The organism is Nocardia sp. NPDC051833 (genome assembly GCF_040681225.1).
In the GTDB taxonomy this organism is placed as follows: Bacteria; Actinomycetota; Actinomycetes; order Mycobacteriales; family Mycobacteriaceae; genus Nocardia.
In genome coordinates this window covers 178,060-199,078 of sequence record NZ_JBFAYK010000003.1, presented here as the reverse complement: position 1 = coordinate 199,078, position 21,019 = coordinate 178,060, and the positions used below count along the sequence as shown (strand labels likewise).

Genomic DNA, 21,019 nt, shown 5'->3' with positions numbered 1-21,019 from the left:
GCGGGGTGGCGACGATGAAGTTGCTGGTGTCAACGGTAGTAGGCGAATGGGTCGAGCTGGCCGCGCGGGATCTGGCGGCGTTCGGCGAATTCGCCAGGGAGGTGGGGGCCGCGGTGGCCGCGCATCAACGCGAAATCCGGCGCACAGCTACCGATTCGGGTCGCGAGCTGGTGCAGGAGGGCCGCTCGCTGGCGTTCGATATCGCCGATCTGGCGGATGCGGCCAAGCGCGCTCGATCGGATCGGCTGCGCGGAGACCGCCACGGCCGGTCGGGAGGGACGTGGTGACAGCGCTGGCCGTGATCGGCGGGCTCTGTGCACTGGCCGTGGGCTCACTGGTGTCCGGCTACGCCGTGGTGGTGATCAGCTACTGGCTGGAACTGCAACGTCATCCCCCGGAGCCGGAACCGACGCCGGACGAACGGGTTCACTGAGCGCGGTCAGGATTCGGTCGCCAGGCGCACGCCGAACCCGACCAGCACCAGCCCGGTGAGCGCGTCGATGCGGCGGCGGATGCGCTCGGTCTGCATCCAGGTCGAGATCGAGCCCGCGGCGACCACGAGCGCGGCGCAGTACAGGGCGGTCAGCACGATATACACCGCGCCCAACCCCAGGGTCGTCCACACCGGCGAGTATCCGTCGGGGACGAACCCGGGCAGGAAGCTGACGAACAGGACACCGATCTTCGGGTTCAGGATGTCGGTCAGGAAGCCCGCGCCGAAATTGCCCACCCGGTCCAGCGGCGCCGTCGACCCCGACGGATCGAGCACGCCCGCGCCGACGGGCCGCCGCAGCGCCTTCAGCGACTGCACCCCGATCCACACCAGATAGCAGGCGCCGACGATCTTGAGCGCCTCGTACCCGACTTCGCTGGCGCGCAGCAGCGCCGAGAGTCCGAGCACCGCGGCGACGACCCAGACCGTCAGCCCGCACAGCACCCCCGCGGCCGTGCGGATCCCGGCCCGGCGGCCGCCCCGGACGAGGCTGCGTACCACGACCAGCGTGTCCGGGCCCGGCAGCAGTACCAGCACGACCGCGGCGAGAGTGAACGACAGGACCGCGGCAATCATCGCTCCATCGTAGAAGCGTGTGCGCCTCGGCCGTCACCAGGTGATGTCGGCGGTGGAGGTCAGCGGCGCGCGCGGTGCGGCCGACTCGGTGACCGGCACGGTGTCGGCGGCGCGCACGGCGTCCGGGAAGCGCAGGCGAGTCCGCTGCTCCAGCTCGGTCACCGCCACCTGGAAGACCCGGAACTCGTCGAGCTCGAGCGCCTCGAGGTGGTCGAGCCGCTGCGACAGCAGGAAGGCACGGCACTTCAGCCGACCACCCTCGACGAAGCAGATCAGCTTCCAGTACTCGCGGGGCAACGCCACGCCCCGGTGGACGCGGTCGTCGGCGGCGAACACCGGTCCGCCGAAGACACTCACCCGCAGGTCGTCGATGTCGACATCGGCGAAGACGGCGTCCTCGAGCTGTCCCCACACGCCGTTGCGGCTGCTCTGATTGAAGTCGTCCATCTGCGGGGTGATGTTGGTGTAGAAGAACGAGTCGACATTGGCCTTCTCGGCTTCGGGCATGCTCCCCCACAGCAGGTCGGCACGCCGCGCGAGATGCGCCCGATCGAGCCGATTACGCAGGTAGAGCTCGTTGCCCACCTGCGCATCGGCCGGCAGCCGCGGGTCCTTGACGAATTCGATGCCGGTCCGGTCGATGCGCTTCATCGACGCGCCGTCGATGTTCCACGCCACCCAGAAGGCGAAGCGCCGCGCCGCACTGAGCGCCAGCGAGAAATGGGTGTACCGGATGACCGCCGACCCGTCGAGGCGCACCGCGTCGCCGCCGACCTCGGCGTCGAGTTCGGGCACCTCGATCCTGGTGGCGAGGAACCCCGGCTCGTACCCGGCCCTCGGCACGGCTTCGCTCGCCGAACTCACGGCTGTCGACGGTGTGTGGGTGGCAGTCATGGCGATCACTCCCGGGACCTGGCTGTGCGGTGGATGTGCACGCCATCGTCGTCGGCACGCCCGATCACCTCACGCGTAGTCGACTACCCGCATCACTGTCCTGCGCCATACCGATCCCTATCGCCCGAAATTCTTTATATTATGCTGGACGTGAGTTGAATCACGGGAGTTGGACATGGGCAGTTCATCGATACAGTGGCGTGCCGCTGAGCTGGCGGCCGAGATCACCGAGATCACCGGGCAGGCGAGCGCGCTGCTCGACCGGGAGCCGGACGAGCCGCGGCGCACGGACGAGACCCTCGACGGTCTCTGGGACGAGGTGACCGCCGCGGCGCTCCACGAATCCCGAGTGGTGGAGCCGTCCGCGGGCCGGCTGACCGCGCTGATCGGGATGCTCGAGCGGATCAGGGCCGCGGAATCGATGCGCTCGCGGGCGCGGCTCGCGGACCGGACCCGGCAGGTATCGGCCGTGCACGCCGCGCTGGCCGACCTCGGCGCCGCGACCAGCGTGGACACCCTGCTGACCCGGATCCCGGAGGCCACGTGTGCACTCGGTTTCGATCGGGCACTGGTGTCCACCGTCGACGGCGCGTGGCGACTGCACACCATGTTCGTGGTGCGCGATCCGCGCTGGGCGGCCGATATCGTCGCCGTCGGCCGGGAGAACCCGCCCGTGCTCGACCAGGCGCTGGTCGAGCACGACACCGTGGCCGGCGCGCGGGCGGTACTGGTGCACGAGGTGCAGGACAATCCGCGGGTGAACCGGCCGCTGGCGACCGTCACGAAGTCCTCGTCGTACGGCATCGCGCCGTTGATCGTCGACGGGGACGTCGTCGGGATGCTGCACGGCGACTGTTATCACCAGCGCCGCGCGCTCACCGACTTCGACCAGGGACTGCTGTCGGCGTTCGCCACCGGAGTGAGTCAGCAGCTCGCCAAAGTCAGTGTGCTGGAAGGGATCTCCTCGATCCACAGTCAGCTCGGCGCACTCGGCCGGTGGCGATCGACCGCGCCACCGGTCACCGCGTCGGTGGCGCTGAGCCGCGCCGACGACACCGTGCTCACCCGGCGGGAGGTGCAGATCGTGCGGCTGCTCGCCGACGGCGACTCCAACGGCAGGATCGCCCGCAAACTCGCCATCACCGAGGGCACCGTGAAGACCCACATCACGCGCGTACTGCGCAAGCTCGGCGCCGCCAATCGCGCCGAGGCGGTCGCGATCTGGCTGCGGGGCACCGACTCGGCACGCGCCTGAGCGCACCGGGTCGTCCGAAGGTCGTACAAAAGCATGACCTGCGCGGGATGTCGCGACGCACGCCGAAAGGGAGAGTGAGCTGCGACATAGTGCGGCGGATCACACGCCGCCGCACACGGCACGGAGGCGCGGGTATGACGCAGAGCGAACGGGAAGCCGACTGGATCGTCGGCATCGATGTGGGTGGCACGTTCACCGACATCATCGGCGTGCACCAGAACACCGGGGAGATCCGCGACGGCAAGGTGCTGTCGACACCGGAGCAGGAGAACGGCGTCCTGCAGGCGCTCGCGGCGATCGACGTCGCGGTGCCCGACGTCGCCGAGATCGTGCACGGGCACACGGTGGGCATCAACGCCCTGCTCAGCCGGACCGGTGAGCACACCGGCCTGATCGCGACCAGCGGCCATCGCGATCTGCTCGACATCGGTCGCATGCACCGCGAGTTCGGCGACCGGTTCTACGACCCCACCTGGCTGCGGCCGCATCAGGAACGCCCGATCGTGCGGCGCGAGTCGCGCTTCGGTGTGCCCGGCCGGCTGCGCTACGACGGCACCGAACTGCTGACCCTCGACGAGGACGCGGTCCGCAAGGCCGCCAGGGCCCTGGGCGAGCAGGGTGCCCGCTCGGTCGCGGTGTGCCTGATGAACTCCTATATCAACGCCGAGCACGAGCGGCGCGCCGCCGAGATCGTCGCCGAGGAGCTGCCCGGCGCCTACATCCAGACCTCGGCGCTGTACCCGGTGACCCGCGAGCACGAGCGGACCACCACCGTGGCGCTGGACGCCTATGTCGGCCCTGCGGTCGTCGGCTACCTGGAGCGGCTCCGGGCCCGGCTGGCCGAGCAGGATTACCGCGGCACCCTGTGGATCATGATGATGAACGGTGGCGTCGCGACCTTCGCCGACGCGAGCAAGGCGCCGGTCTTCCAGCTGGTCTCCGGTCCGGTCGGTGGGGTCAGCGGCAGCGTCAAACTGGCCAACGAGAGCGGCGCGCTCGACCTGCTCACCATCGATGTGGGCGGGACCAGCACCGATGTGGCCGCGATCCGCGGCGGCAAGACCCCGCTCACCGACACCTGGACGCTCGAGACCGGCCTGACGCTCACCATGCCGCTGGTCGATGTCGAGAGCATCGGCTCCGGCGCGGGCAGCCTCATCCGGCCCAGCGCGCTCGGCGCCGTCGCCGTCGGTCCCGCCTCGGCCGGGTCGAATCCCGGCCCGGTCTGCTACCAGCGCGGTGGTGTCGAGCCCACGCTCACCGACGCGTGCGCCGCCCTGGGCATCCTGCAACCGGACTTGTTCGCCAACGGCGCGATCCAGCTCGATGTCGACGCGTCGCTGGATGCGCTGCGCACGACCGGCAAGCAGTGGGGCCTGTCGGCGCTCGAACTCGCCTCCGCCGCCTACGAAATCGCGTGCCAGGACATCGCGGCCAAGGTGCGCAGCATCTCGGTGTACCGCGGTCTCGATGTCCGGGAGTTCGCGTTGCAGCCCTCCGGGTCGGCCGGGCCGATGCTCGCCGATCGGGTCGGCCAGATCCTCGGGCTGGACACGGTGATCGTGCCGCGCAGTCCCGGCCAGTTCTCCGCGCTCGGGCTGCTGCGCAGCGATCTGATGGTGACCCGCGCGCAGTCGATCATGACGCCGCTGGCCCGCCCGCAGGCCGACGCGGTGGAGGCCGCGTTCGTCGCGCTCCAGGACAGCATCAGGACCGACCTGCGCGACCAGGGCATCGATGTGTCACGGCTGCGCTTCGAACGCGCCGTCTTCGCGATGTATCGCGGCCAGACCTGGGACAACCGGCTGCCGATCGCCGCCGGCGCGGTCACCGCCGACCGCGTCGACGAACTGGTCCCCGCGTTCCACGACTTCTACCGGCAGGCCTACGGTTTCGCGGCCCCGGAGATCCCCGTCGTGGTGTCCACCGTCGAGGTGACCGCGGTGCTCCCGCGTGAACTCGGCGACGCCGACCGCAGCACGGAGGCGGGCGAGTCCTTCCTTCGCACGACCCCGCTGACCGTGCCGGGCACCACCACACCCGTCGAGGTCGCTATCCACGTCCGGGAACGCCTCGCGCCGCATCAGCCGGTGCCCGGCCCCGCCCTGATCGCCGAGAAGTTCGCGACCACCCTGGTGCTGCCCGGCCGGGTGGCCCACGTGGACGACGACCTCACTCTCATCATCGAGCCGCAGCGCTGAGGAGCACACCCATGACCATCACCACCGAAACCCCGGGCCCCGCCGTCGACGTCGAGCTCGACATCCTGCGCTACGGCCTCGTCGAAGTGGCCCGCGAGATGCTGGATTCGCTGATGCGCAGCGCCTTCTCACCGGTCTGCCGCGACATCCTGGACTGCACCAGCGCCATCCACATGCGCACCGACGACGGCTGGGAGACCGTCGCGCTGTGGGAGGGCTGCATGCAGCACGCCTTCACCGCACCGCATATCGCGAACTTCGTGATGGACGACTGGGACATCGACACGATGCAGCCCGGCGACGTCATCTTCGTCAACGACCCGTGGCGCGGCACCATCCACCAGTCCGACGTGAACCTGCTGCGACCGATCTTCGTCGACGGCCGCGTCGAGTTCCTGCTGCACTCGACCTCGCACCTGGTCGACCTCGGCGGCGCGATCCCCGGCGGCTTCTCCAACGGCACCCGGACGCATTTCGAGGAACAGCTCAAACTGCCGCCGACCCTGTTGTACGCCAACGACGTTCCGGTGCGCCCGACGTTCAATTTCCTGCTCGAGAACAACCGCGTCCCCCAGCTCGTCCTCGGTGATCTGCGCGCCCTGCACGGCTGCCTGGTCGTGGGTGAGCGCCAGCTCCAGGACCTGATCGCCCGCAGCGGGCTCGATCAGGTCCGCGCCGCCGGACGGTACGCCATCGACTCCACCGAGGCGAGCATGCGGCGCGGCATCGCGAGCATTCCCGACGGCGACTACACCGCCGAGGACTTCCTCGACGAGGACGGTGTCGGCGACGAGGCGATCCCGGTGCACGTGACGGTGAAGGTCCGGGGCGATTCGATGGAGATCGACTTCTCCGGCTCGGGCCGCCAGCCCCTGGGCAACTGCGGTACCGCGTGGTGCGAGGCCACCCGCTGCATCGAGGCGGTCAAGCTGATGGTCGACCCGTCCACGCCGGTCAACAGCGGCACGCTGCGGCCGATCGAGACCCTGCTGCCGTCGGGCAGCGTGGTCCAGGTCCTGCCGCCGTCGAGTTGCTCCAACCACGCCGACATCGGCGCGCGCGGGATCAATGTGGTCACCCAGGCGCTGAGCCGGGCCACCGACGAGACGTTCGCCTGCGACACCGGCACCGCCGTGGTGGTGAGCCTGGGTGGAATCGATACCCGCCCCGGGCACGAGGGCACGCCGTGGGGCGCGTTCGCGCTGGCGGGTGGCGGCTGGGGCGGCACCTGGAAGGAGGACGGCGTCTCCTTCTGTGTGATCCCGATCGGCAACTGCCGCACCTCCGTGCAGGAGCATCTGGAGATCGAGAGTCCGCTGGTGGTGGTCCAGCACGAGATGGTCGTCGACACCGCGGGCGCGGGCCGCTATCGCGGCGGCGCGGGTTCGGTGTACTCGATCTACGCCGAATCCGACACCCTGGTGACCGTCACCGCGGACCGGATCCGGGTCGGCGCACCGGGATCCAGCGGCGGCGGCGCCGGTGCTCCCGCCTTCGGTTGGTACATCGAGGATTTCGATCTCGCCCGGCACGGCGATCCACTCGATCTGCGCGGCATCGAGCCGCTGTTCGGCATGTTCGACGCCGAGGGCAGGCCCGATCCCAACCACGGCGAATTCGGGCGCGGCGCACGCTATCGGACCGGCAAGTTCTCCGGGCTGATCCTGAAAGCCGGTGATGCCCTGCGGTTCGTCATCGGCGGTGGCGGCGGATGGGGTGATCCGCTCGACCGCGAGGCGGACCGGGTCGCCACCGATGTGCGCGCCGGGCTGGTCAGCACCGAATTCGCCGCCGCCGCTTACGGAGTCGTGATCAGCGACGGCGCGGTCGACGAGCGCGCGACAGCGACCCTGCGCGACCGGCTGGCCACCGACCGCGCGAAGGGCCGCTGGCAGGTGCCGGTCGCCACTCCCCTCACCTGGACCCTCTGAGCGAAGGACACTCTCATGGCAGTCGATCGTCTTCTGTTCCCCCGCCCCGACACCGAGCGCGTGTACGTCGAACGCGTTCCCGTCGACGGCGCGTGCCCCGCGTGTGGCGCGGAGAAGCTGGCGCGCTATCCCGTCGCCAACTTCCTCGGTCCGCGCATGGTGGTCAAGTGCCAGACGTGCTTCCACCACGTCTCGGTGACGCGCCCCGAGCCAGCGGACCACTGGCCCGCGTGGCGCGCCCCGGCCAGGGACTGGCCCGCCTCGCGCGTCGGCTGATCCGTCCCGTTCCAGCTCTCGAAAGGAAAACACCGATGTCAGGACTGTTGCTCGACGGGAAGACCGTGCTCATCACGGGCGCGGCGGGCGGAATCGGTACGGCGACAGCGCTGCTGGCCGCGCGGGAAGGCGCGCGCCTCGCGCTGACCGATGTCTCGAAGGACGGCGTGGAAGCCACGGCGGAGCGGGTGCGCGCCGCCGGCGGCGAGGCCCTCACGGTGCCCGCCGACCTGACCGACGGCGCGGCCGTGACCGCGATGGTGGCCGCGGTGGTCGCCGAGTACGGCCGCCTCGACGGTGCGTTCAACAACGCCGGGGTCAGCGGCGGACAGATCGGCCAGGGCGGACGACGCGTCGCCGAGTGGGACGAAGACGCCTTCGATCGGGCGATCGCGGTGAACCTCAAGGGCGTATGGCTCTGTCTGCGTGCGGAATTGACGCAGATGGTGGCGCAGGGCGGCGGGGCGATCGTGAACACCGCGTCGCTGGCGGGGCTGACCGGATTCAAGACCACCGCCGGGTACTCGGCAGCCAAACACGGCGTCATCGGCCTGACCAAGACCGCCGCGATCGAGTACGCCCCGGCCGTCCGGATCAACGCGGTATGCCCCGGCTACACCGACACCGACCTGATGAAGGACGCCAAGCGTCGCAGCGGCGACACCATCATGGCGCGCATTCCCGCGGCCCGGCTCGCCGCGCCCGCGGATATCGCGGAGATGGCGGTGTGGCTGCTGTCGGACCGTGCCGCCTACGCCACCGGCGGCGAGTTCGTCGTGGACGGCGGATACATGGCGGGGTGATCCGCCGCTTCTCGAATCGATCTCGACCCGAAAAGGATTCACGCATGACAGCCCTGATTGGTACGGCCGCGAGCTACCTCGCCGGTCGCTGGGAAGCCGGGGACGGCCCGGTGATCGCCACGATCGCACCCGCGACCGGGGTGCAGGTGGCGCTCACGCCGTCGACGAGCGAGACACAGGTCGGCGCGGCGGTCTCGGCGGCGCGCCGCGCGTTCGACGGCGGCGAGTGGAGCAGGCTCGGGCCCGCCGATCGCGGCGCCCTGCTGCATCGGCTCGCCGACCTGCTCGAGGCGAACCGCGACGCGCTCGTCCGGCTCGCCGCCACCGAGATCGGCACGCCGATCAGCAGCGGGCCGACGCTGCACGTCGACCTGCCCGCGAAGTTCTTCCGCTGGTTCGCCGATGCCGCGGCCCGGGGACCGCGCGAGGGCTACGAGCAGCCGCTGCCACTCGACCACGACCCGATCACCACGAGCAGTCTGCTGCTCCGTCAGCCCGCGGGCGTGGTGGCCGCCGTGGTGGCCTACAACGTGCCGATCATGATGAGCGCGTACAAGCTGGGCGCCGCGCTCGCGGCCGGGTGTTCGACGGTGCTGGTCACCTCGCCGAAGGCGGTGCTGCTGACCTCGGCGTTCGTGCGGCTGGTCGAGGAGGCCGGATTCCCCGCAGGCGCGGTCAATCTGGTGTTCGGCCCACCCGCGGTCACCGAGCAGGTGGTGGCCGCGCCCGAAGTCGACATGGTGACGTTCACCGGGTCCGCCGCGGTCGGCAGCAAGATCCTCGCCCTGGCGGCCCCGACGTTGAAGAAGGTGGTGCTCGAACTCGGCGGCAAGTCGCCCAATATCGTCCTGCCGGGCACCGACCTCGAACGCGCCGTGCCCGCCTCGGCGCTGCGGTTCACCCGCAACAGCGGGCAGGCATGCGGCGCGACCACCCGAACCCTGGTGCCCCGGGCCGATTTCGACGAATACGTCGAGCGCTCGGGCGCGTTCCTGCGCGGGCTCACCGTCGGCGATCCGCTGGCCGCCGACACGGTCCTCGGCCCGCTGATCACCGGCGAGCACCGCAGCGACGTGGAGGGTTACCTCGAGCGGGCCCGCGCGGCCGGCGCGGCGGTGCCGGTCGGTGGCGGCAGGCCCGCCGGGCTCGACGGCGGGTTCTTCCTCGAGGCGACCCTGGTGACCGGCGTTTCCAACGCGGCCGAGATCGCGCAGGAGGAACTGTTCGCGCCGGTCGGCGTCGTTCTGCCCTACACCGACCTCGACGACGCGGTCCGGATGGCCAACGACGTCCGATACGCGCTCAACGCCAATGTCTGGGGGCCGACACCCGACGCCATCGCCTTCGCCCGCCGCCTGCGCTCGGGCACGGTGACCGTCAACGGTGGCGGCGGTATGCGGGCCGACGCACCCTGGGGCGGCCCCGGCCACAGCGGCATCGGCCGCGAGGGTGGTGAGGAAGGATTCCGCGAATTCTTCGAGGTCAAGCACGTGCAGTGGCCGCTGTGAAGATGCTGGACGGCAAGGTCGCCGTCATCACCGGGGCCGCGAGCGGCATGGGCCTGGCCACCGCCGAAGCCTTCGTCGAGCACGGCGCGCGGGTGGTCCTCGCCGACATCCAGGACGAACGCGGTGCCGCGGCCGCCGCCCGTCTCGGCGACTCGGCGCACTTCGTCCGCACCGATGTCACCTCGGCGGCGGAGGTCGAAGCGCTGGTCGGCGCCGCGGTCGACGCCTTCGGCCGGCTCGACGTGATGTTCAGCAACGCCGGTGCCGCCGTGGATCTTTCCCCGATCGAGGAGCTCACCCCGGCCGGGCTGGACCGCACGCTGGCACTGAACCTGCGAGCCCACGTCGCCGCGCACAAGTACGCGGCCCGGCAGTTCCGCCTACAAGGCACGCCCGGCTCGATCATCACCACCGGCAGCGTCGCGGCGCTGCAGGCCGGGTGGAACGGTGCGGCGTACTCGATGGCCAAGGCGGCCGTCCTGGCGCTGGTCCGCCAGACCGCGATGGAGAACCGGGGCACCGGCATCCGGTCGAACGCGATCCTGCCGGGCGCGGTGCTCACCTCGATCATCACCGACATGTTCGGGGTCGCCCGCGAGCGCGAGGACGAATTCCTCACCGGGATCGGCGAACGCATCGGCGGCGAGACGTTGATCGGCCGCGCGGGCCGCGCCGGGGACATCGCCGGCGCCGCGCTGTTCCTCGCCAGTGAGCTCTCGGCCTGGATCACCGGGGTCGCGCTCCCGGTCGACGGCGGGTCGACCGCCGTGACCAAGGACGCCACGGTCGCGCTCATCACCGACTTCGCCGCGGAGTTCCACGCCGCGTCGTGAGGTGAGCCGACCCGAGAACACCGGCCGCGGTGGCCGACAAGCCACCGCGGCCGGTGCTTTCGGTGGTTCGTCCTCTCGCCTACGGCTGCTTCTGCCGGGTCATCAGGTGGGTGGCGCTGAGCACGACCAGGACCGCGGTGCAGCCGACGGCGCCCACCGCCAAGCCGATGCCGATCCCGGTGGCGGTCGGGTAGCCGGTCGGAGCGAGGTGTGCGGCGAGCACCGCGCCGGACATGGCGCTACCGAATGAGCCACCGACGGTCCGCAGGACCTGGTTGAAGCTCACCGCGCTGCCGAGTTCGCGGTCGGCGACGCTGCGGGCGATCAGCGCGGGCATCGCGGCGTAGGTGGTGCCGATGCCCATACCGAATCCGAGCATGCCGACCAGGATCTCCCAGAGTTCGTCGTGGGCGATCCACAGCAGCAGACTGGACGCGGTGACCAGCGCGGAACCGGGAATCAGCAAGGCGCGCATGGGAATACGGGCAGAGACCACGCGTACCACCCGGTTGGCCGCGAAACTGCCGACCGACAGCGGCAACATGACGAAGCCGGCCCAGAACAGCGGCAGCGCCACACCGTAGCCGGTCGAGGTGGGCGCCTGGGCGATCAGGCTGGCGATCGAGAGGCAGGCGTACATCGCCGCGCCGAGCCCGATGGCGGTGCCGTTGGCGACGAGCACGTCGCCGGTGCGCAGCACCCGCAGGTCGACGAGGGCGTGCGGGGTCCGCAGTTCGACCAGTCCCCACACCACCAGGATCGCCACCGACACCAGGAACAGCCCGATCGTCGCGGGCGAGCCCCAGCCCCAGCGCGCGCCGTCACCGGCGACGAGCAGCAGGCTCGCCAGGCCGACGCCGATCAGCACGGCGCCGCGCAGGTCGAACGGCGTGCGCGCGGCCCGCTCGTCGGGGCCGTCCGGCACCACGAGCCAGACGACCAGGACGGTCGACAGCAGGAACAGCGCCGCGGCCCAGAAGGCGAAGCGGTAGCCGAACAGGTCGGCGAGGATGCCGGTGAGCGGATAGCCGAGGCCGAGCCCACTGGTGACCGTCACCGACAGGGTCGAGATGCCGTTGCGTACCTCCTCGGGCGGCAGATAGCGGCGCGCGAGTGCGATCGTCACCGGGACGATCCCGTAGCTGAGGCCCTGCAGGGCGCGACCGATCAGGAATACCGTGAAGTTCGGCGCCAGCGCGGCCACCAGCGAACCGGCCAGGATGATGATCAGCGACCACAGCAGCAGCCGCTTCTTGTGCGGGCCGTCGCTGAGGCGGCCCATGATCGGCGTGGTCACGGCGCCGACCAACAGGTTCACGGTGAGCATCCACTGCGCGGCGCTCACGTCGACGTGCATGTCGTGCGAGATCGCCGGCACCAGCAGCATGCCGAGCGAACTGACGATGGCCGAGGTCAGGGCGGTGTAGACGAGCGCGGGAGCCAGCCGGTGCGGTACGGCGATCATGCGATCGGCCCGGCGTCCGCCAATATCCGCAGGGCCGGGAGGGCGGCGTCGAGGGACGCGCGCTCCTCGGGTGTCAGCCGTTCGGCGATGGCGCCGGCGAGCCAGTCCAGGCCGACGGCGCGTTCCTCGGTGAGCCGCGCCCGGCCCGCGGCGGTGGGTTCGATCCAGACTTTGCGGCGGTCGTCCTCGTCGGGCGTGCGGGTCACCAGTCCGAGGACTTCGAGCTCGCGCACCGCGGTGGCGATGGCCTGCGGACTGACAGTTTGCTCGGCGGCCAGAGTCGTCGCGGTGGCCCGGCCGTGCTTGGCCAAATAGGTGAGCACACCGAGCTTTCCCACCGAGATCGAGCGCCCGGCGAGCAGTCGGCGAGCGATCGGATGTAGCGCTTCACCCAGCTCTCGGGCGGTGGATCGTTCGGGGGGCATAGCGAAACCATACAACTAAATTGATCAATTCAGTTGAATAACTGCGGTGATGCTGCTTATAGACCGAGACCACAGAAGCCCCCTCCGACCGGCGCCGGAAGGGGCTTCGGGCCCGATGTCAGCGGCCGGGAACCAGCGTCATCGTGCGCCCGTCGGCGACGAACGTGCCGGTGTAGACCGCCGTCGATTCGTCCAGGTCGAGAACACCGTCGGCGCCCACCGAGAACCGGCGCAGGATCTCCTCACCGCCCCGCATCGGATCCGTCCCCAGCGCCCACAGCACTTCACCACTGGGCGACATCGCCGACGATTCGGCGAACACCCCGGGCTGCCCCGGCGCGAAATCGACGTCGGGCAGCGGAGTCAGCACGCCGTTCTGCTCGACGCGGAACGAACTGATGTGCCCGGACCCCATGTTCGGCACGTACAAGTAGCGACCGTCGGGCGTGATACTCGTGACATGCGGCAGCAGACCGGTGCGGAACGGCGAGCCCGCGATCTCGGTCAGCGAACCGTCCTCGGCCCTGGTGAATCCCGAGACCGAGCCGCTGATCTCGTTGATGACATAGACATGGCGCCCATCGGGGGTGACCCGGGGGAAGATCGGGTTCAGACCCGTGTCGACCCGCTGCTTGGCCGGCGACACCGTGCCGTCGGGGCCGATGTCGAACACCAGCAACTGACGCGGGAGCAGGCTGGCCGCGTAGAGCTGACGGCCGTCGGGCGAGACGGTGGCCGAGGCGACGCCGTCGACCGGCTCCCCGAACGGCGTCCCGGCACCGTGTCGGGTCAGGGTGCCGTCGGCACCGATGCGGACCGCCACGACCTGGGCGTTCTGCAGGCCGACGACGACATACGCGAACCGGCCGTCGGGCGAGAAGGTGATGTCGACGGGAATGTCGGGCATCGCCAGCGGCGTCCCCGCGGTCAGCTCGCCGCCCGCGCCGATCGCGTACGGGATCAACTGCGGATTCGATCCGGGCGCGACCATCAGGAACCGTCCGTCCGGCGTGGCGGCCTGCGGCCAGTTGAAAGCGCCGGACGGTACCCTGGCCCCGATCGGGGCCGGCTGTCCGGTGTCGGAGGCGTGGTAGCCCGCGATGCCGTCGCTGAGGAAGCCGTGGGCGTAGATGTGGTATCCGGCGGTATCCGCCGACGCGGGGTGAGCCGTCGCCGTGAAGCCGGGGAGAACGGTCGCGGCCAGTGCCAGCGCCCACGCCGCCCGCCGGGTCCCCGAACCACCTGTCGACGTTGAATCAGAGGTCATAGCAGGAGACTAAGTCGTGGACAGGCCGGTGAACTGTCCAGAAATCTGCACACCCGAGACCGGCGTTGACCAGCACAGACGACGAAAACCCCGGCGGCGGAGCCGACGGGGTTTTCGGGCCGGGAACTAGTCCTGGCCGGGCAGCAGACCCAGCTGGGTCAGGAAGCTGACGTTGTCCCAATAGACCCGGTGCTCGGAGACCTTGCCGTCGCGCAACGTGAAGGTGTCGACGAGCGGGAAGGTGACGGTGCGGCCGGAGGCGGGCACCTCGCCCTCCGCGGTCGCCAGCGGGCCGGTCTGGACGCCGGTGAAGACGATCTCGGCGATCGCGGTGTCGCCGTCGACCCAGGTGTTGCGGCGTTCGATCTTCATCCCGGGAAACGCGGTGATGAAGGCGCCGATGAGGCCGCGCAGCGCCTCGATGCCGCTGAGCGGACCGGACGGGAACTCGGCCGCGACATCATCGGTGAACGGGCTCGCGGCCAGGTCGAGATCGCCGCCCTCGAGGCCGGCGTAGTGCGTGTTGACGAGGTCGAGCAGGTCGCTCATGGTGCGCCTTTCGCTGAGTGTCTGCCCGGAACTCCCGGGCGAGCCAACAATATATTGTGCATAGTAATTTCCGCCAGAGTTCTTGCGCGCTTTATATATTCAGCTTGACCGATCACGAACAGCCGTGGTGTTCGCCATGATGTATTCGAACAGACACACCAGCACCTCCTTGCACGAAGCCCGGTCGCGGGCGTCGCACAGCAAAATCGGAACGTGCGTCGGCACCCCGAGCGCGGCCCGAATCTCGTTGGGCTCGTAGCGATCCGCGCCGTCGAAGCAGTTCACCGCGACCACGAACGGAATTCGCTGCGACTCGAAATAGTCGACCGCGGCGAAACTGTCGGCGAGCCTTCGGGTATCGACCAGAACCACCGCGCCCAGTGCGCCACGGGACAGTTCCGGCCACAGAAACCAGAAACGGTCCTGCCCCGGCGTGCCGAACAGATATAAGATCACTCGCGGATTGATCGTGATCCGGCCGAAATCCAAGGCGACTGTGGTGGTGCGCTTGGCCTCGATGCCACGCAGGTCGTCGACCGAGCTGCTCAGCTCGGTCAGCTGTTCCTCCGTGCGCAGCGGGGTGATCTCGCTGATCGCGCCGACCATCGTCGTCTTGCCGACGCCGAATCCACCGGCCACCAGGACCTTCACGGCCAGCTCGGCCGACATCGCCGGGGAGCCGTAGCCGTCAGAGATTGCGTATGCCATCGAGTACCGCCTGCAGGAGTTCGGGGTCGGGGCCTGCGTCGGCCCGCGGTGGGGAACGGAAGATCACATAGCCGGCCGAGATCAGATCGCTGACCAGCACCTTCACGGTGACCAGCAACAAGCCCAGGTGCGCGGCGATTTCGACGATCGAGAGCGGACGGTGGCGGCACAGCCGGAAGATCTCGGCGTACTCGCGGTCGAGCTTGCCGACGTCGGCGTCGTAGCCGACCGAGATCACCAAGGTCAGGATGTCGAGATCCTGCAGTTCCCTACCCGCCCGGCCGCGCGTGAGCGCGAACGGCCGGACCAGGGGCCCCGGGTCGTCGTCCTCGTAGCCCCACGCGTCGTCCGGTCCCTCACTCACGGCAGATGCGACACTCGCGTCGTCGAATTCCGCGGTGACGCCGAGAGATGGTCGCGCACCTGGCCGACGATCACGTTCATCTCGTAGGCGACCAGGCCCAGATCGGCCTCCGCGTCGGCCAGCAGGGCCAGGCAGGCACCCTGACCGGCCTCGGTCACCAGCAGGTAGCCGAGCTCGAGCTCGATCACCGTCTGGTGCAGCGCGCCCTTGCCGAAGCGGGTGCCGACGCCGCGCGCCAGGCTGTGCAGCGCCGACGCCATCGCCGCCAAGTGTTCGACGTCCTCCCGGTCGATCCCGACGGACCCGGCCAGCGCCAGTCCGTCCGCGGAGAGCACCACCGCGGACTCCGCGCCCGAGGTGTTCTTCACCAGGGTGGTGAGCAGCCAGTCCAGGGTTCCCGCCGGCGGCTGGCGAACCATCATGTCCTCGTTCATGTTCCGACCGTTCGTTCTACGAGTGCGTATGGGGTGGGCGGCCGCGACCCTGTCGCGTGCCGTGCTGCAGCGAACTCATCGCCGCGCGAATCTTCTCGGGCGCCCGGCCGCGCTCCGCCGGGTCGGGCGCCGCTGCGCGGGTGTCGGTTTCGTCGAACTCGACACTGAGCTGGGGCGACAGATGGGTGAGCCGATCACGGCGCGGGAGCGCCGGCCTGCGGTCGGCCGACCGGTTCGGGTGCCCGTTGCGCGCCGCGGCGCGCGCCCGGTGCCCGGCCGTCTCGTCGGCGGGTCCGGGGTGGGTCACCTCGGCGAAGCCGCTGGGCAGGGCGGGCACCGGCTGGGCCGGACGAGGCAGCGCGGTCGGCTCGGACGCGCGGGGGCCCAGATCACGGGTGGTCACGGGTTCCACCGCGGTGGTGGGGTTGTCGTCACCGGCCTCGAGCACGCCCCACGGCACCAGCACGATCGCCTTCACCCCGCCGTAGGGCGACTCCTGCAGGGTCACCGTGACGCCGTGCCGGGCGGCCAGCCTGCTCACCACGAACAGTCCGAGGTGCCGATGTCCGGCCAGCGCCATCTCGTGGAACTGCGGCGGTTCGGCCAGCAGCGCGTTGAGCCGTTCGCGTTCCTCGAAGACGATGCCGAGCCCCTGGTCGTCGATCTCGACGACCACTCCCCGGCCGACGGCGTTGCCGTGCACCGATACCGGGGCGTCCGGCGGCGAGAACGCGGCGGCGTTGTCGATCAGCTCGGCCAGCAGGTGGATGAGGTCGGCGACGGCGCTGCCGAGCACGCTCACCGCGGGCAGCCGGACCGCGCTCACCCGCGCGTAGCCCTCGGTCTCGGAGACCGCGCTGCGCACGATCTCCTCGAGTGCCACCGGATTGCGCCAGCGCCTGCCCGGCGCGCGGCCACCGAGGATCAGCAGGTTCTCGGAGTTGCGGCGGGCGCGGGTGGCCAGGTGGTCGAGCTGGAACAGCAGTTCCAGGTCCTCGGGGTCGTCCTGGCGGGCCTCGGCGACATCGAGCACGTCGAGCTGCCTGCGCACCAGCGCCTGACTGCGGAACGCGATGTCGAGGAAGACCTTGTTGAAACCGTTGCGGGTACTCGCCTCCCCCACCGCGGTCTCGATCGCGGTGCGCTGGGCGACCGAGAACGCCGCGGCCACCTGGCCGATCTCGTCGTGGCCGCCGTCGACGACGGCGGTCTCGGCCTCGGCGTCGACCTGCTCACCGTGATGGATGCGGCGGATCAGCGCGGGCAGGCGCTCGTTGGCGAGGTCGAGGCTGGCCGAGCGCAGCGTCCGCAGGCGGCGTACGAGCCGGTTGGCCAGCACCATCGAGATCGAGACGGCCAGCAGGGTGACCACGAGCATGATGGCCGAGACCACGATCAGCCGGTTCAGCATGCGGTCGGCCGAGGCGCTGGTGGCGTCGACGGTGACCCGGAACTGGTCGCGGATCACCGCGATCATCCTGGTGTCGACGGCGCGTTCGGCGGCCAGCCACTCCTCGGTGGGCATTGTCGTGTCGCCCCGCTCGGACATCTCGTCCTCGCCGGCGGTGCCGAAGCGCCAGTCGGTGCCGGAGGTCAGTGCCCGCACGCTCGCCCTGACCTCGGGCGAGAGCCGGGAATCGACGAGATCGAACTGCTTGCGATAGGCGCCGATGTGCTGGGCCAGGGTGCGGCGTTCGCGCAGCGAGGGCATGCCGTGCGCCGCGCCGGCGGCGACGAGACCGACCACCCGGGAATGGCCTTCGGCCGCGCGCAACAGGTCGATCGAGGTCAGCTCGGCGTCCATGGTCGTCGTGTCCGACGACTTGTACCGGGCGGAGTCCTGACCCGCCGACAGCATGGCGGCGATGAGATCGGTGAAGTACTGGTCGACATCGCCGGTCGTGGCCCGCCTGCTGTCCACCGACTCCCGGATCACCTGCATCCGGCCGATGAGATCGCCCAGCGCCTTGATGGATTCGGCGCCGGTGTCCTGGTCGATGCCCTGTGCCGTGGCGGCGATCCGGGCGGTCTCCTGGATCGCGCGATCGGTGTCGTCGCGGCTGGCGCGCAGTTCCGCCGCCGCGGTGGGCGAGGGCTCCTGCGCGGTGACGCTGGCCAGCCGCTCGGCCTGGATGGCGGTCACGAACCGTAGCAGCGGGTCGATGACCGTGCCCCGGTAGTCGCTCCATTCCTTCACCGACTGCGCCTGGAGCCCGACCAGGGTCACGGCGACGGCGCCGGTGCCGAGCAGCACGGCGCTGGGCACCAGCGCGATCGCCAGGACGCGGGTGCGCACACTCGTGCCGAAACGGTGACGCCACGAGCGGCGGGGGCGGTCGGCGCGGGGGTTCTCGGCGCTCGGCTCGACAGCGGCCGATGGCACAGCGGTTCTCCTCGGGGTGGTGCGGGCGACGCGGTCGCGGCGGGCCGGGCGGCCCGCCGCGGTGCGTCATCGTGCGGGGGTCAGATGGGCCGACGGCCCGTCGTGGAAGGTCACGCCGGTATCCGCCGCGAGCAGACCCGACGGGGCGACGCTGCCGTCGGCGGCGACGGTGTAGGTGTGCACCCGGGCCGAGCCATTCACGGTGAGCGTGTCGATGACGAACAGTTCGTCCTCGTCCGGGCTCAGCACGAGCCGGCCCGGCAGCGCGCCGTCGGGGGTCTTGTACGGCGAACCGGGCAGCGGGGTGAGCGCGCCGTCGCCGCCGATGCGGAACCCGTCGACCTCACCGCCGGTCGAGGCGGGCACATACATCCGGGTGCCGTCGGCGGTGATCGCCGAGCCGTGCGGTGTCGCGCCGGTGGCATACGGCGAGCCGGGCGCGTTCGACAGGCTGCCGTCCGGGGCGATCACATAGCCGGACAGGGTGCCACTGCCCTCGTTGCTGATGTAGAGGTAGCGGCCGTTCGGGGTGACCGCGGGCAGCGCGGGCCGCTCACCGGTGGGCATCGTCGCGCCGACCTGGGTCAGCGAGGCGTCGGCGCCGATCGCGTAGCTGGTCACCGTCGCGCCGACGAAGGTGCTCACGATGAGGTTGCGCCCGTCCGGGGTGACCTGCGGCAGGCTCAGGCCGCTCATCCCGGGCACCGGGGTGGCCGGCGCGCCGGTCGGCACCAGGACGCCGGCGGCGGTGATGTCGAACGAGCGCACCTCGGTGGTGACGCTGCCGACGGTCGCGAACAGCCGGGAGCCGTCCGGGGTGATCGTCACACCGATCACCGGGGCGCCGAAATCGATACGGCTGCCCGCGATCTCGTGCAGCGCACCGTCGGCGCCGAGGTCGTAGCCGATGATCGAGCCGGACACCACGTGACCGGCGTAGGCGCGCCGGCCGTCCGGGGTGATCTCGAGGGTCAGCGACCCGGTGTCGCTGGCGAAGGGGGCGCCGGGAATCCGGGTGAGCGTGCCGTTGTCGTCGACCCGCAGCACGCTGATGTTCGAGGAACCGGTGCCGGTGACGAGCAGATACCGCGGTGCCGCGTCGGCGTGAGCCAGGGACGGGGACAGCGAGAGCGCCAGCGCGGCGGCGACACCGACCGCGACGCGTCGCGGGTGTTCGAAAACGATCCCGAGCATCAGGAACGAAACCTCCGTGTGTTCCGGCAGGCCACGTCGCCCACCTGAACTAAGCACAATATAGTTTGCTTTCTCCACGCGGAGCCGGATTTGACATCCCGCACTCATCGCCCGGTCCTGTTGTTATTCCGCACAACGGCGATTGCAACACCATATACAAAATGTGATCGTTCGAGCTGTCGCGCGATCGGCTGCCGGTCGATCGCACCCCCAGAAATCTCGTCGAGGAGATCTCCGATGGCTTCGCCGCCCCTTTCCCGCCCCGCTTCCCGCGCCTTCCGTTGCGCCGCATCGGTTTTCCTGACGGTGTTGCTCACCGTCGTCGGCTGGACGGCGGCGCCCGCGCCCGTCGCCGCGGCCGCGCACCCGCGGTTCCTGCTCACCGCGGGCACCGCGTCGATGGGCATCAGCGTCCTGCGGGTCGACGAGGACGCCACCCTGTCGAGCGTGGCGGGCAGCCCCTTCCCGACCGGTTTCGGTGTCCTCTCGCTCGTCGTCGCGCCGGACGGGCGGACCGTCTACGTCCCGCACGCGGGCGATTTCGGCGTCAGCGGCTACCGTCTGGACGACGCGGGCGCCCTGCATCCGATCCCCGGCGCCGACATCACCGTCGGCGGCCCACCGACCGCGGCGACCCTCAGCCCCGACGGCACCCTGCTGTTCGTGGTGGTCGGTGGCGCACCGGGCCGTGTCGAGTCGTACGCGGTGACCGGCACGGGCGCGCTCACCCCGACCGGCGCGCCGTCGGTGCCGGTGGACGGCTTCAGCGCCGTGGGCATGGCGCGGGTCGACCCGAGCGGGCGCTTCCTGCGGGTGGTCACGTATCTCGGAAACACCCTGTCCAACTACGCGATCCAGCCGAACGGCACCATGATCCCGCTGGGCGCCACGGCGGTGGAGCTCGGCCCGGTGGCGCCCGGCTTCACTCCGGACGGGCGCTATCTGTACGTGAGCAACGAGTTCGGCTTCGACCTGTCCGGCTTCGCCGTCGGCGACAACGGACAGCTGACGCCGACGCCCGGCTCCCCCTACCCGACCCACGGCGTCCCGCACGGCGCGGTCCCGACCGCCGACGGCGAGCGGCTCTACGTGCCCAATGCCATGGGTCAGTCGATCGCGGGCTTCACGGTGCACGACGACGGCCGGCTCACCGAGCTCCCCGGTTCGCCGTACGCGGGCCCCGGCGGCACCCTGCCGGGCCAGGTGGCGCTGCATCCCGACGGCCGGACCCTCTACCTGATCGACGTGCTCACCGCGCAGGTCACGACCCGGGTGCACACCTACACGATCCGCCCCGACGGCAGCCTCACCCCGTCCGGCCGCCCCGCGGTCGACACCGGCGTGATCATGTCCGACGGCCCGGTCGTCGCGCTGACCCCCTAGACAGCCGAGAGGGCCGGGGGGGGGGGGGGGGGGGGCGCGCGGGCCCCCCCCCCCAGCGCCCGCCCCCCCGCGCCGCG

At 70.5% G+C, this 21,019-nt stretch carries 21 protein-coding genes; 10 read left to right on the top strand and 11 right to left on the bottom strand.

Annotated features, from left to right (window positions below):
* Positions 1 to 26 precede the first annotated feature (26 nt).
* Positions 27 to 287, top strand: coding sequence for a hypothetical protein (locus AB0L91_RS25515; RefSeq protein ID WP_365014089.1), 261 nt, complete (start codon positions 27 to 29; stop codon positions 285 to 287).
* Entirely contained in the window at positions 284 to 433 is a 150-nt protein-coding gene (locus tag AB0L91_RS25510; RefSeq protein WP_355282452.1) for a hypothetical protein, read from the top strand. The genes AB0L91_RS25515 and AB0L91_RS25510 overlap by 4 nt, the downstream gene beginning before the upstream one ends.
* A 6-nt stretch (positions 434 to 439) precedes the next feature.
* On the opposite strand, the gene AB0L91_RS25505 is transcribed toward AB0L91_RS25510, so the two are convergent.
* Both AB0L91_RS25505 and AB0L91_RS25500 read right to left on the bottom strand, forming a co-directional pair.
* Positions 440 to 1,069: a LysE family translocator gene (locus AB0L91_RS25505; RefSeq protein ID WP_365014086.1), complete on the bottom strand. Its 630-nt coding sequence runs from the start codon at positions 1,067 to 1,069 to the stop codon at positions 440 to 442.
* Between the two features lie 33 nt (positions 1,070 to 1,102).
* The gene (locus tag AB0L91_RS25500) at positions 1,103 to 1,933 is read right to left on the bottom strand and encodes a DNA/RNA non-specific endonuclease (protein WP_365014084.1); all 831 of its coding nucleotides are present in this window, start codon (positions 1,931 to 1,933) and stop codon (positions 1,103 to 1,105) included.
* Between the two features lie 205 nt (positions 1,934 to 2,138).
* Between AB0L91_RS25500 and AB0L91_RS25495 the strand changes: the two genes are divergently transcribed.
* From AB0L91_RS25495 to AB0L91_RS25465, 7 genes are all read left to right on the top strand, one after another.
* Positions 2,139 to 3,218, top strand: coding sequence for a LuxR C-terminal-related transcriptional regulator (locus AB0L91_RS25495; RefSeq protein ID WP_357348791.1), 1,080 nt, complete (start codon positions 2,139 to 2,141; stop codon positions 3,216 to 3,218).
* 134 nt (positions 3,219 to 3,352) lie between these two features.
* Positions 3,353 to 5,419: a hydantoinase/oxoprolinase family protein gene (locus tag AB0L91_RS25490; RefSeq protein WP_365014081.1), complete on the top strand. Its 2,067-nt coding sequence runs from the start codon at positions 3,353 to 3,355 to the stop codon at positions 5,417 to 5,419.
* A gap of 11 nt (positions 5,420 to 5,430) precedes the next feature.
* Positions 5,431 to 7,350, top strand: a complete 1,920-nt coding sequence (locus AB0L91_RS25485; protein ID WP_365014078.1) for a hydantoinase B/oxoprolinase family protein — start codon at positions 5,431 to 5,433, stop codon at positions 7,348 to 7,350.
* Positions 7,351 to 7,365: 15 nt separating this feature from the next.
* Positions 7,366 to 7,626: a hypothetical protein gene (locus tag AB0L91_RS25480; RefSeq protein ID WP_357348785.1), complete on the top strand. Its 261-nt coding sequence runs from the start codon at positions 7,366 to 7,368 to the stop codon at positions 7,624 to 7,626.
* A 35-nt stretch (positions 7,627 to 7,661) separates the two neighbouring features.
* Positions 7,662 to 8,429 (top strand): SDR family oxidoreductase, encoded by a 768-nt coding sequence (locus tag AB0L91_RS25475; protein ID WP_365014074.1) that lies wholly within the window; start codon positions 7,662 to 7,664, stop codon positions 8,427 to 8,429.
* Positions 8,430 to 8,473: 44 nt separating this feature from the next.
* On the top strand, positions 8,474 to 9,937 hold the full coding sequence (locus tag AB0L91_RS25470) for an aldehyde dehydrogenase family protein (RefSeq protein ID WP_365014072.1): 1,464 nt from the start codon (positions 8,474 to 8,476) through the stop codon (positions 9,935 to 9,937).
* Positions 9,925 to 10,770, top strand: a complete 846-nt coding sequence (locus AB0L91_RS25465) for an SDR family oxidoreductase (protein WP_365014071.1) — start codon at positions 9,925 to 9,927, stop codon at positions 10,768 to 10,770. Before AB0L91_RS25470 ends, AB0L91_RS25465 begins: the two co-directional genes overlap by 13 nt.
* Before the next feature lie 79 nt (positions 10,771 to 10,849).
* Here the strand turns inward: AB0L91_RS25465 and AB0L91_RS25460 are convergent, their stop codons facing one another.
* The 9 genes from AB0L91_RS25460 to AB0L91_RS25420 form a co-directional block, all read right to left on the bottom strand.
* Complete coding sequence (locus AB0L91_RS25460; protein ID WP_365014069.1) at positions 10,850 to 12,235, bottom strand: MFS transporter; 1,386 nt, start codon at positions 12,233 to 12,235, stop codon at positions 10,850 to 10,852.
* Complete coding sequence (locus tag AB0L91_RS25455; RefSeq protein WP_357348777.1) at positions 12,232 to 12,660, bottom strand: MarR family transcriptional regulator; 429 nt, start codon at positions 12,658 to 12,660, stop codon at positions 12,232 to 12,234. Before AB0L91_RS25455 ends, AB0L91_RS25460 begins: the two co-directional genes overlap by 4 nt.
* Before the next feature lie 118 nt (positions 12,661 to 12,778).
* Positions 12,779 to 13,927, bottom strand: coding sequence for a beta-propeller fold lactonase family protein (locus AB0L91_RS25450; RefSeq protein ID WP_365014066.1), 1,149 nt, complete (start codon positions 13,925 to 13,927; stop codon positions 12,779 to 12,781).
* 126 nt (positions 13,928 to 14,053) lie between these two features.
* A complete protein-coding gene (locus AB0L91_RS25445; RefSeq protein ID WP_365014064.1) occupies positions 14,054 to 14,476 on the bottom strand; it encodes a nuclear transport factor 2 family protein in 423 nt (140 codons plus the stop codon).
* 99 nt (positions 14,477 to 14,575) lie between these two features.
* Positions 14,576 to 15,184: an ATP/GTP-binding protein gene (locus tag AB0L91_RS25440; RefSeq protein WP_365014062.1), complete on the bottom strand. Its 609-nt coding sequence runs from the start codon at positions 15,182 to 15,184 to the stop codon at positions 14,576 to 14,578.
* Entirely contained in the window at positions 15,165 to 15,548 is a 384-nt protein-coding gene (locus AB0L91_RS25435) for a DUF742 domain-containing protein (RefSeq protein ID WP_365014060.1), read from the bottom strand. Before AB0L91_RS25435 ends, AB0L91_RS25440 begins: the two co-directional genes overlap by 20 nt.
* Positions 15,545 to 15,982, bottom strand: coding sequence for a roadblock/LC7 domain-containing protein (locus AB0L91_RS25430; protein WP_357348767.1), 438 nt, complete (start codon positions 15,980 to 15,982; stop codon positions 15,545 to 15,547). The genes AB0L91_RS25435 and AB0L91_RS25430 overlap by 4 nt, the downstream gene beginning before the upstream one ends.
* 16 nt (positions 15,983 to 15,998) lie before the next feature.
* Positions 15,999 to 18,365, bottom strand: a complete 2,367-nt coding sequence (locus tag AB0L91_RS25425) for an ATP-binding protein (protein ID WP_365014057.1) — start codon at positions 18,363 to 18,365, stop codon at positions 15,999 to 16,001.
* A gap of 66 nt (positions 18,366 to 18,431) precedes the next feature.
* Entirely contained in the window at positions 18,432 to 19,559 is a 1,128-nt protein-coding gene (locus AB0L91_RS25420; protein ID WP_365014054.1) for a beta-propeller fold lactonase family protein, read from the bottom strand.
* A 237-nt stretch (positions 19,560 to 19,796) separates the two neighbouring features.
* Between AB0L91_RS25420 and AB0L91_RS25415 the strand changes: the two genes are divergently transcribed.
* Positions 19,797 to 20,942: a beta-propeller fold lactonase family protein gene (locus tag AB0L91_RS25415; protein WP_365014052.1), complete on the top strand. Its 1,146-nt coding sequence runs from the start codon at positions 19,797 to 19,799 to the stop codon at positions 20,940 to 20,942.
* Positions 20,943 to 21,019: the final 77 nt, after the last annotated feature.

Excerpts from the sequence above, each read along its gene's own strand:
- AB0L91_RS25490 (WP_365014081.1), top strand. The coding sequence starts at position 3,353 with ATGACGCAGAGCGAACGGGAAGCCGACTGGATCGTCGGCATCGATGTG.
- AB0L91_RS25505 (WP_365014086.1), bottom strand. The coding sequence starts at position 1,069 with ATGATTGCCGCGGTCCTGTCGTTCACTCTCGCCGCGGTCGTGCTGGTA.
- AB0L91_RS25450 (WP_365014066.1), bottom strand. The coding sequence starts at position 13,927 with ATGACCTCTGATTCAACGTCGACAGGTGGTTCGGGGACCCGGCGGGCG.
- AB0L91_RS25440 (WP_365014062.1), bottom strand. The coding sequence starts at position 15,184 with ATGGCATACGCAATCTCTGACGGCTACGGCTCCCCGGCGATGTCGGCC.
- AB0L91_RS25445 (WP_365014064.1), bottom strand. The coding sequence starts at position 14,476 with ATGAGCGACCTGCTCGACCTCGTCAACACGCACTACGCCGGCCTCGAG.
- AB0L91_RS25415 (WP_365014052.1), top strand. The coding sequence starts at position 19,797 with ATGGCTTCGCCGCCCCTTTCCCGCCCCGCTTCCCGCGCCTTCCGTTGC.
- AB0L91_RS25480 (WP_357348785.1), top strand. The coding sequence starts at position 7,366 with ATGGCAGTCGATCGTCTTCTGTTCCCCCGCCCCGACACCGAGCGCGTG.
- AB0L91_RS25470 (WP_365014072.1), top strand. The coding sequence starts at position 8,474 with ATGACAGCCCTGATTGGTACGGCCGCGAGCTACCTCGCCGGTCGCTGG.
- AB0L91_RS25460 (WP_365014069.1), bottom strand. The coding sequence starts at position 12,235 with ATGATCGCCGTACCGCACCGGCTGGCTCCCGCGCTCGTCTACACCGCC.
- AB0L91_RS25430 (WP_357348767.1), bottom strand. The coding sequence starts at position 15,982 with ATGAACGAGGACATGATGGTTCGCCAGCCGCCGGCGGGAACCCTGGAC.
- AB0L91_RS25485 (WP_365014078.1), top strand. The coding sequence starts at position 5,431 with ATGACCATCACCACCGAAACCCCGGGCCCCGCCGTCGACGTCGAGCTC.
- AB0L91_RS25475 (WP_365014074.1), top strand. The coding sequence starts at position 7,662 with ATGTCAGGACTGTTGCTCGACGGGAAGACCGTGCTCATCACGGGCGCG.
- AB0L91_RS25455 (WP_357348777.1), bottom strand. The coding sequence starts at position 12,660 with ATGCCCCCCGAACGATCCACCGCCCGAGAGCTGGGTGAAGCGCTACAT.
- AB0L91_RS25420 (WP_365014054.1), bottom strand. The coding sequence starts at position 19,559 with ATGCTCGGGATCGTTTTCGAACACCCGCGACGCGTCGCGGTCGGTGTC.
- AB0L91_RS25495 (WP_357348791.1), top strand. The coding sequence starts at position 2,139 with ATGGGCAGTTCATCGATACAGTGGCGTGCCGCTGAGCTGGCGGCCGAG.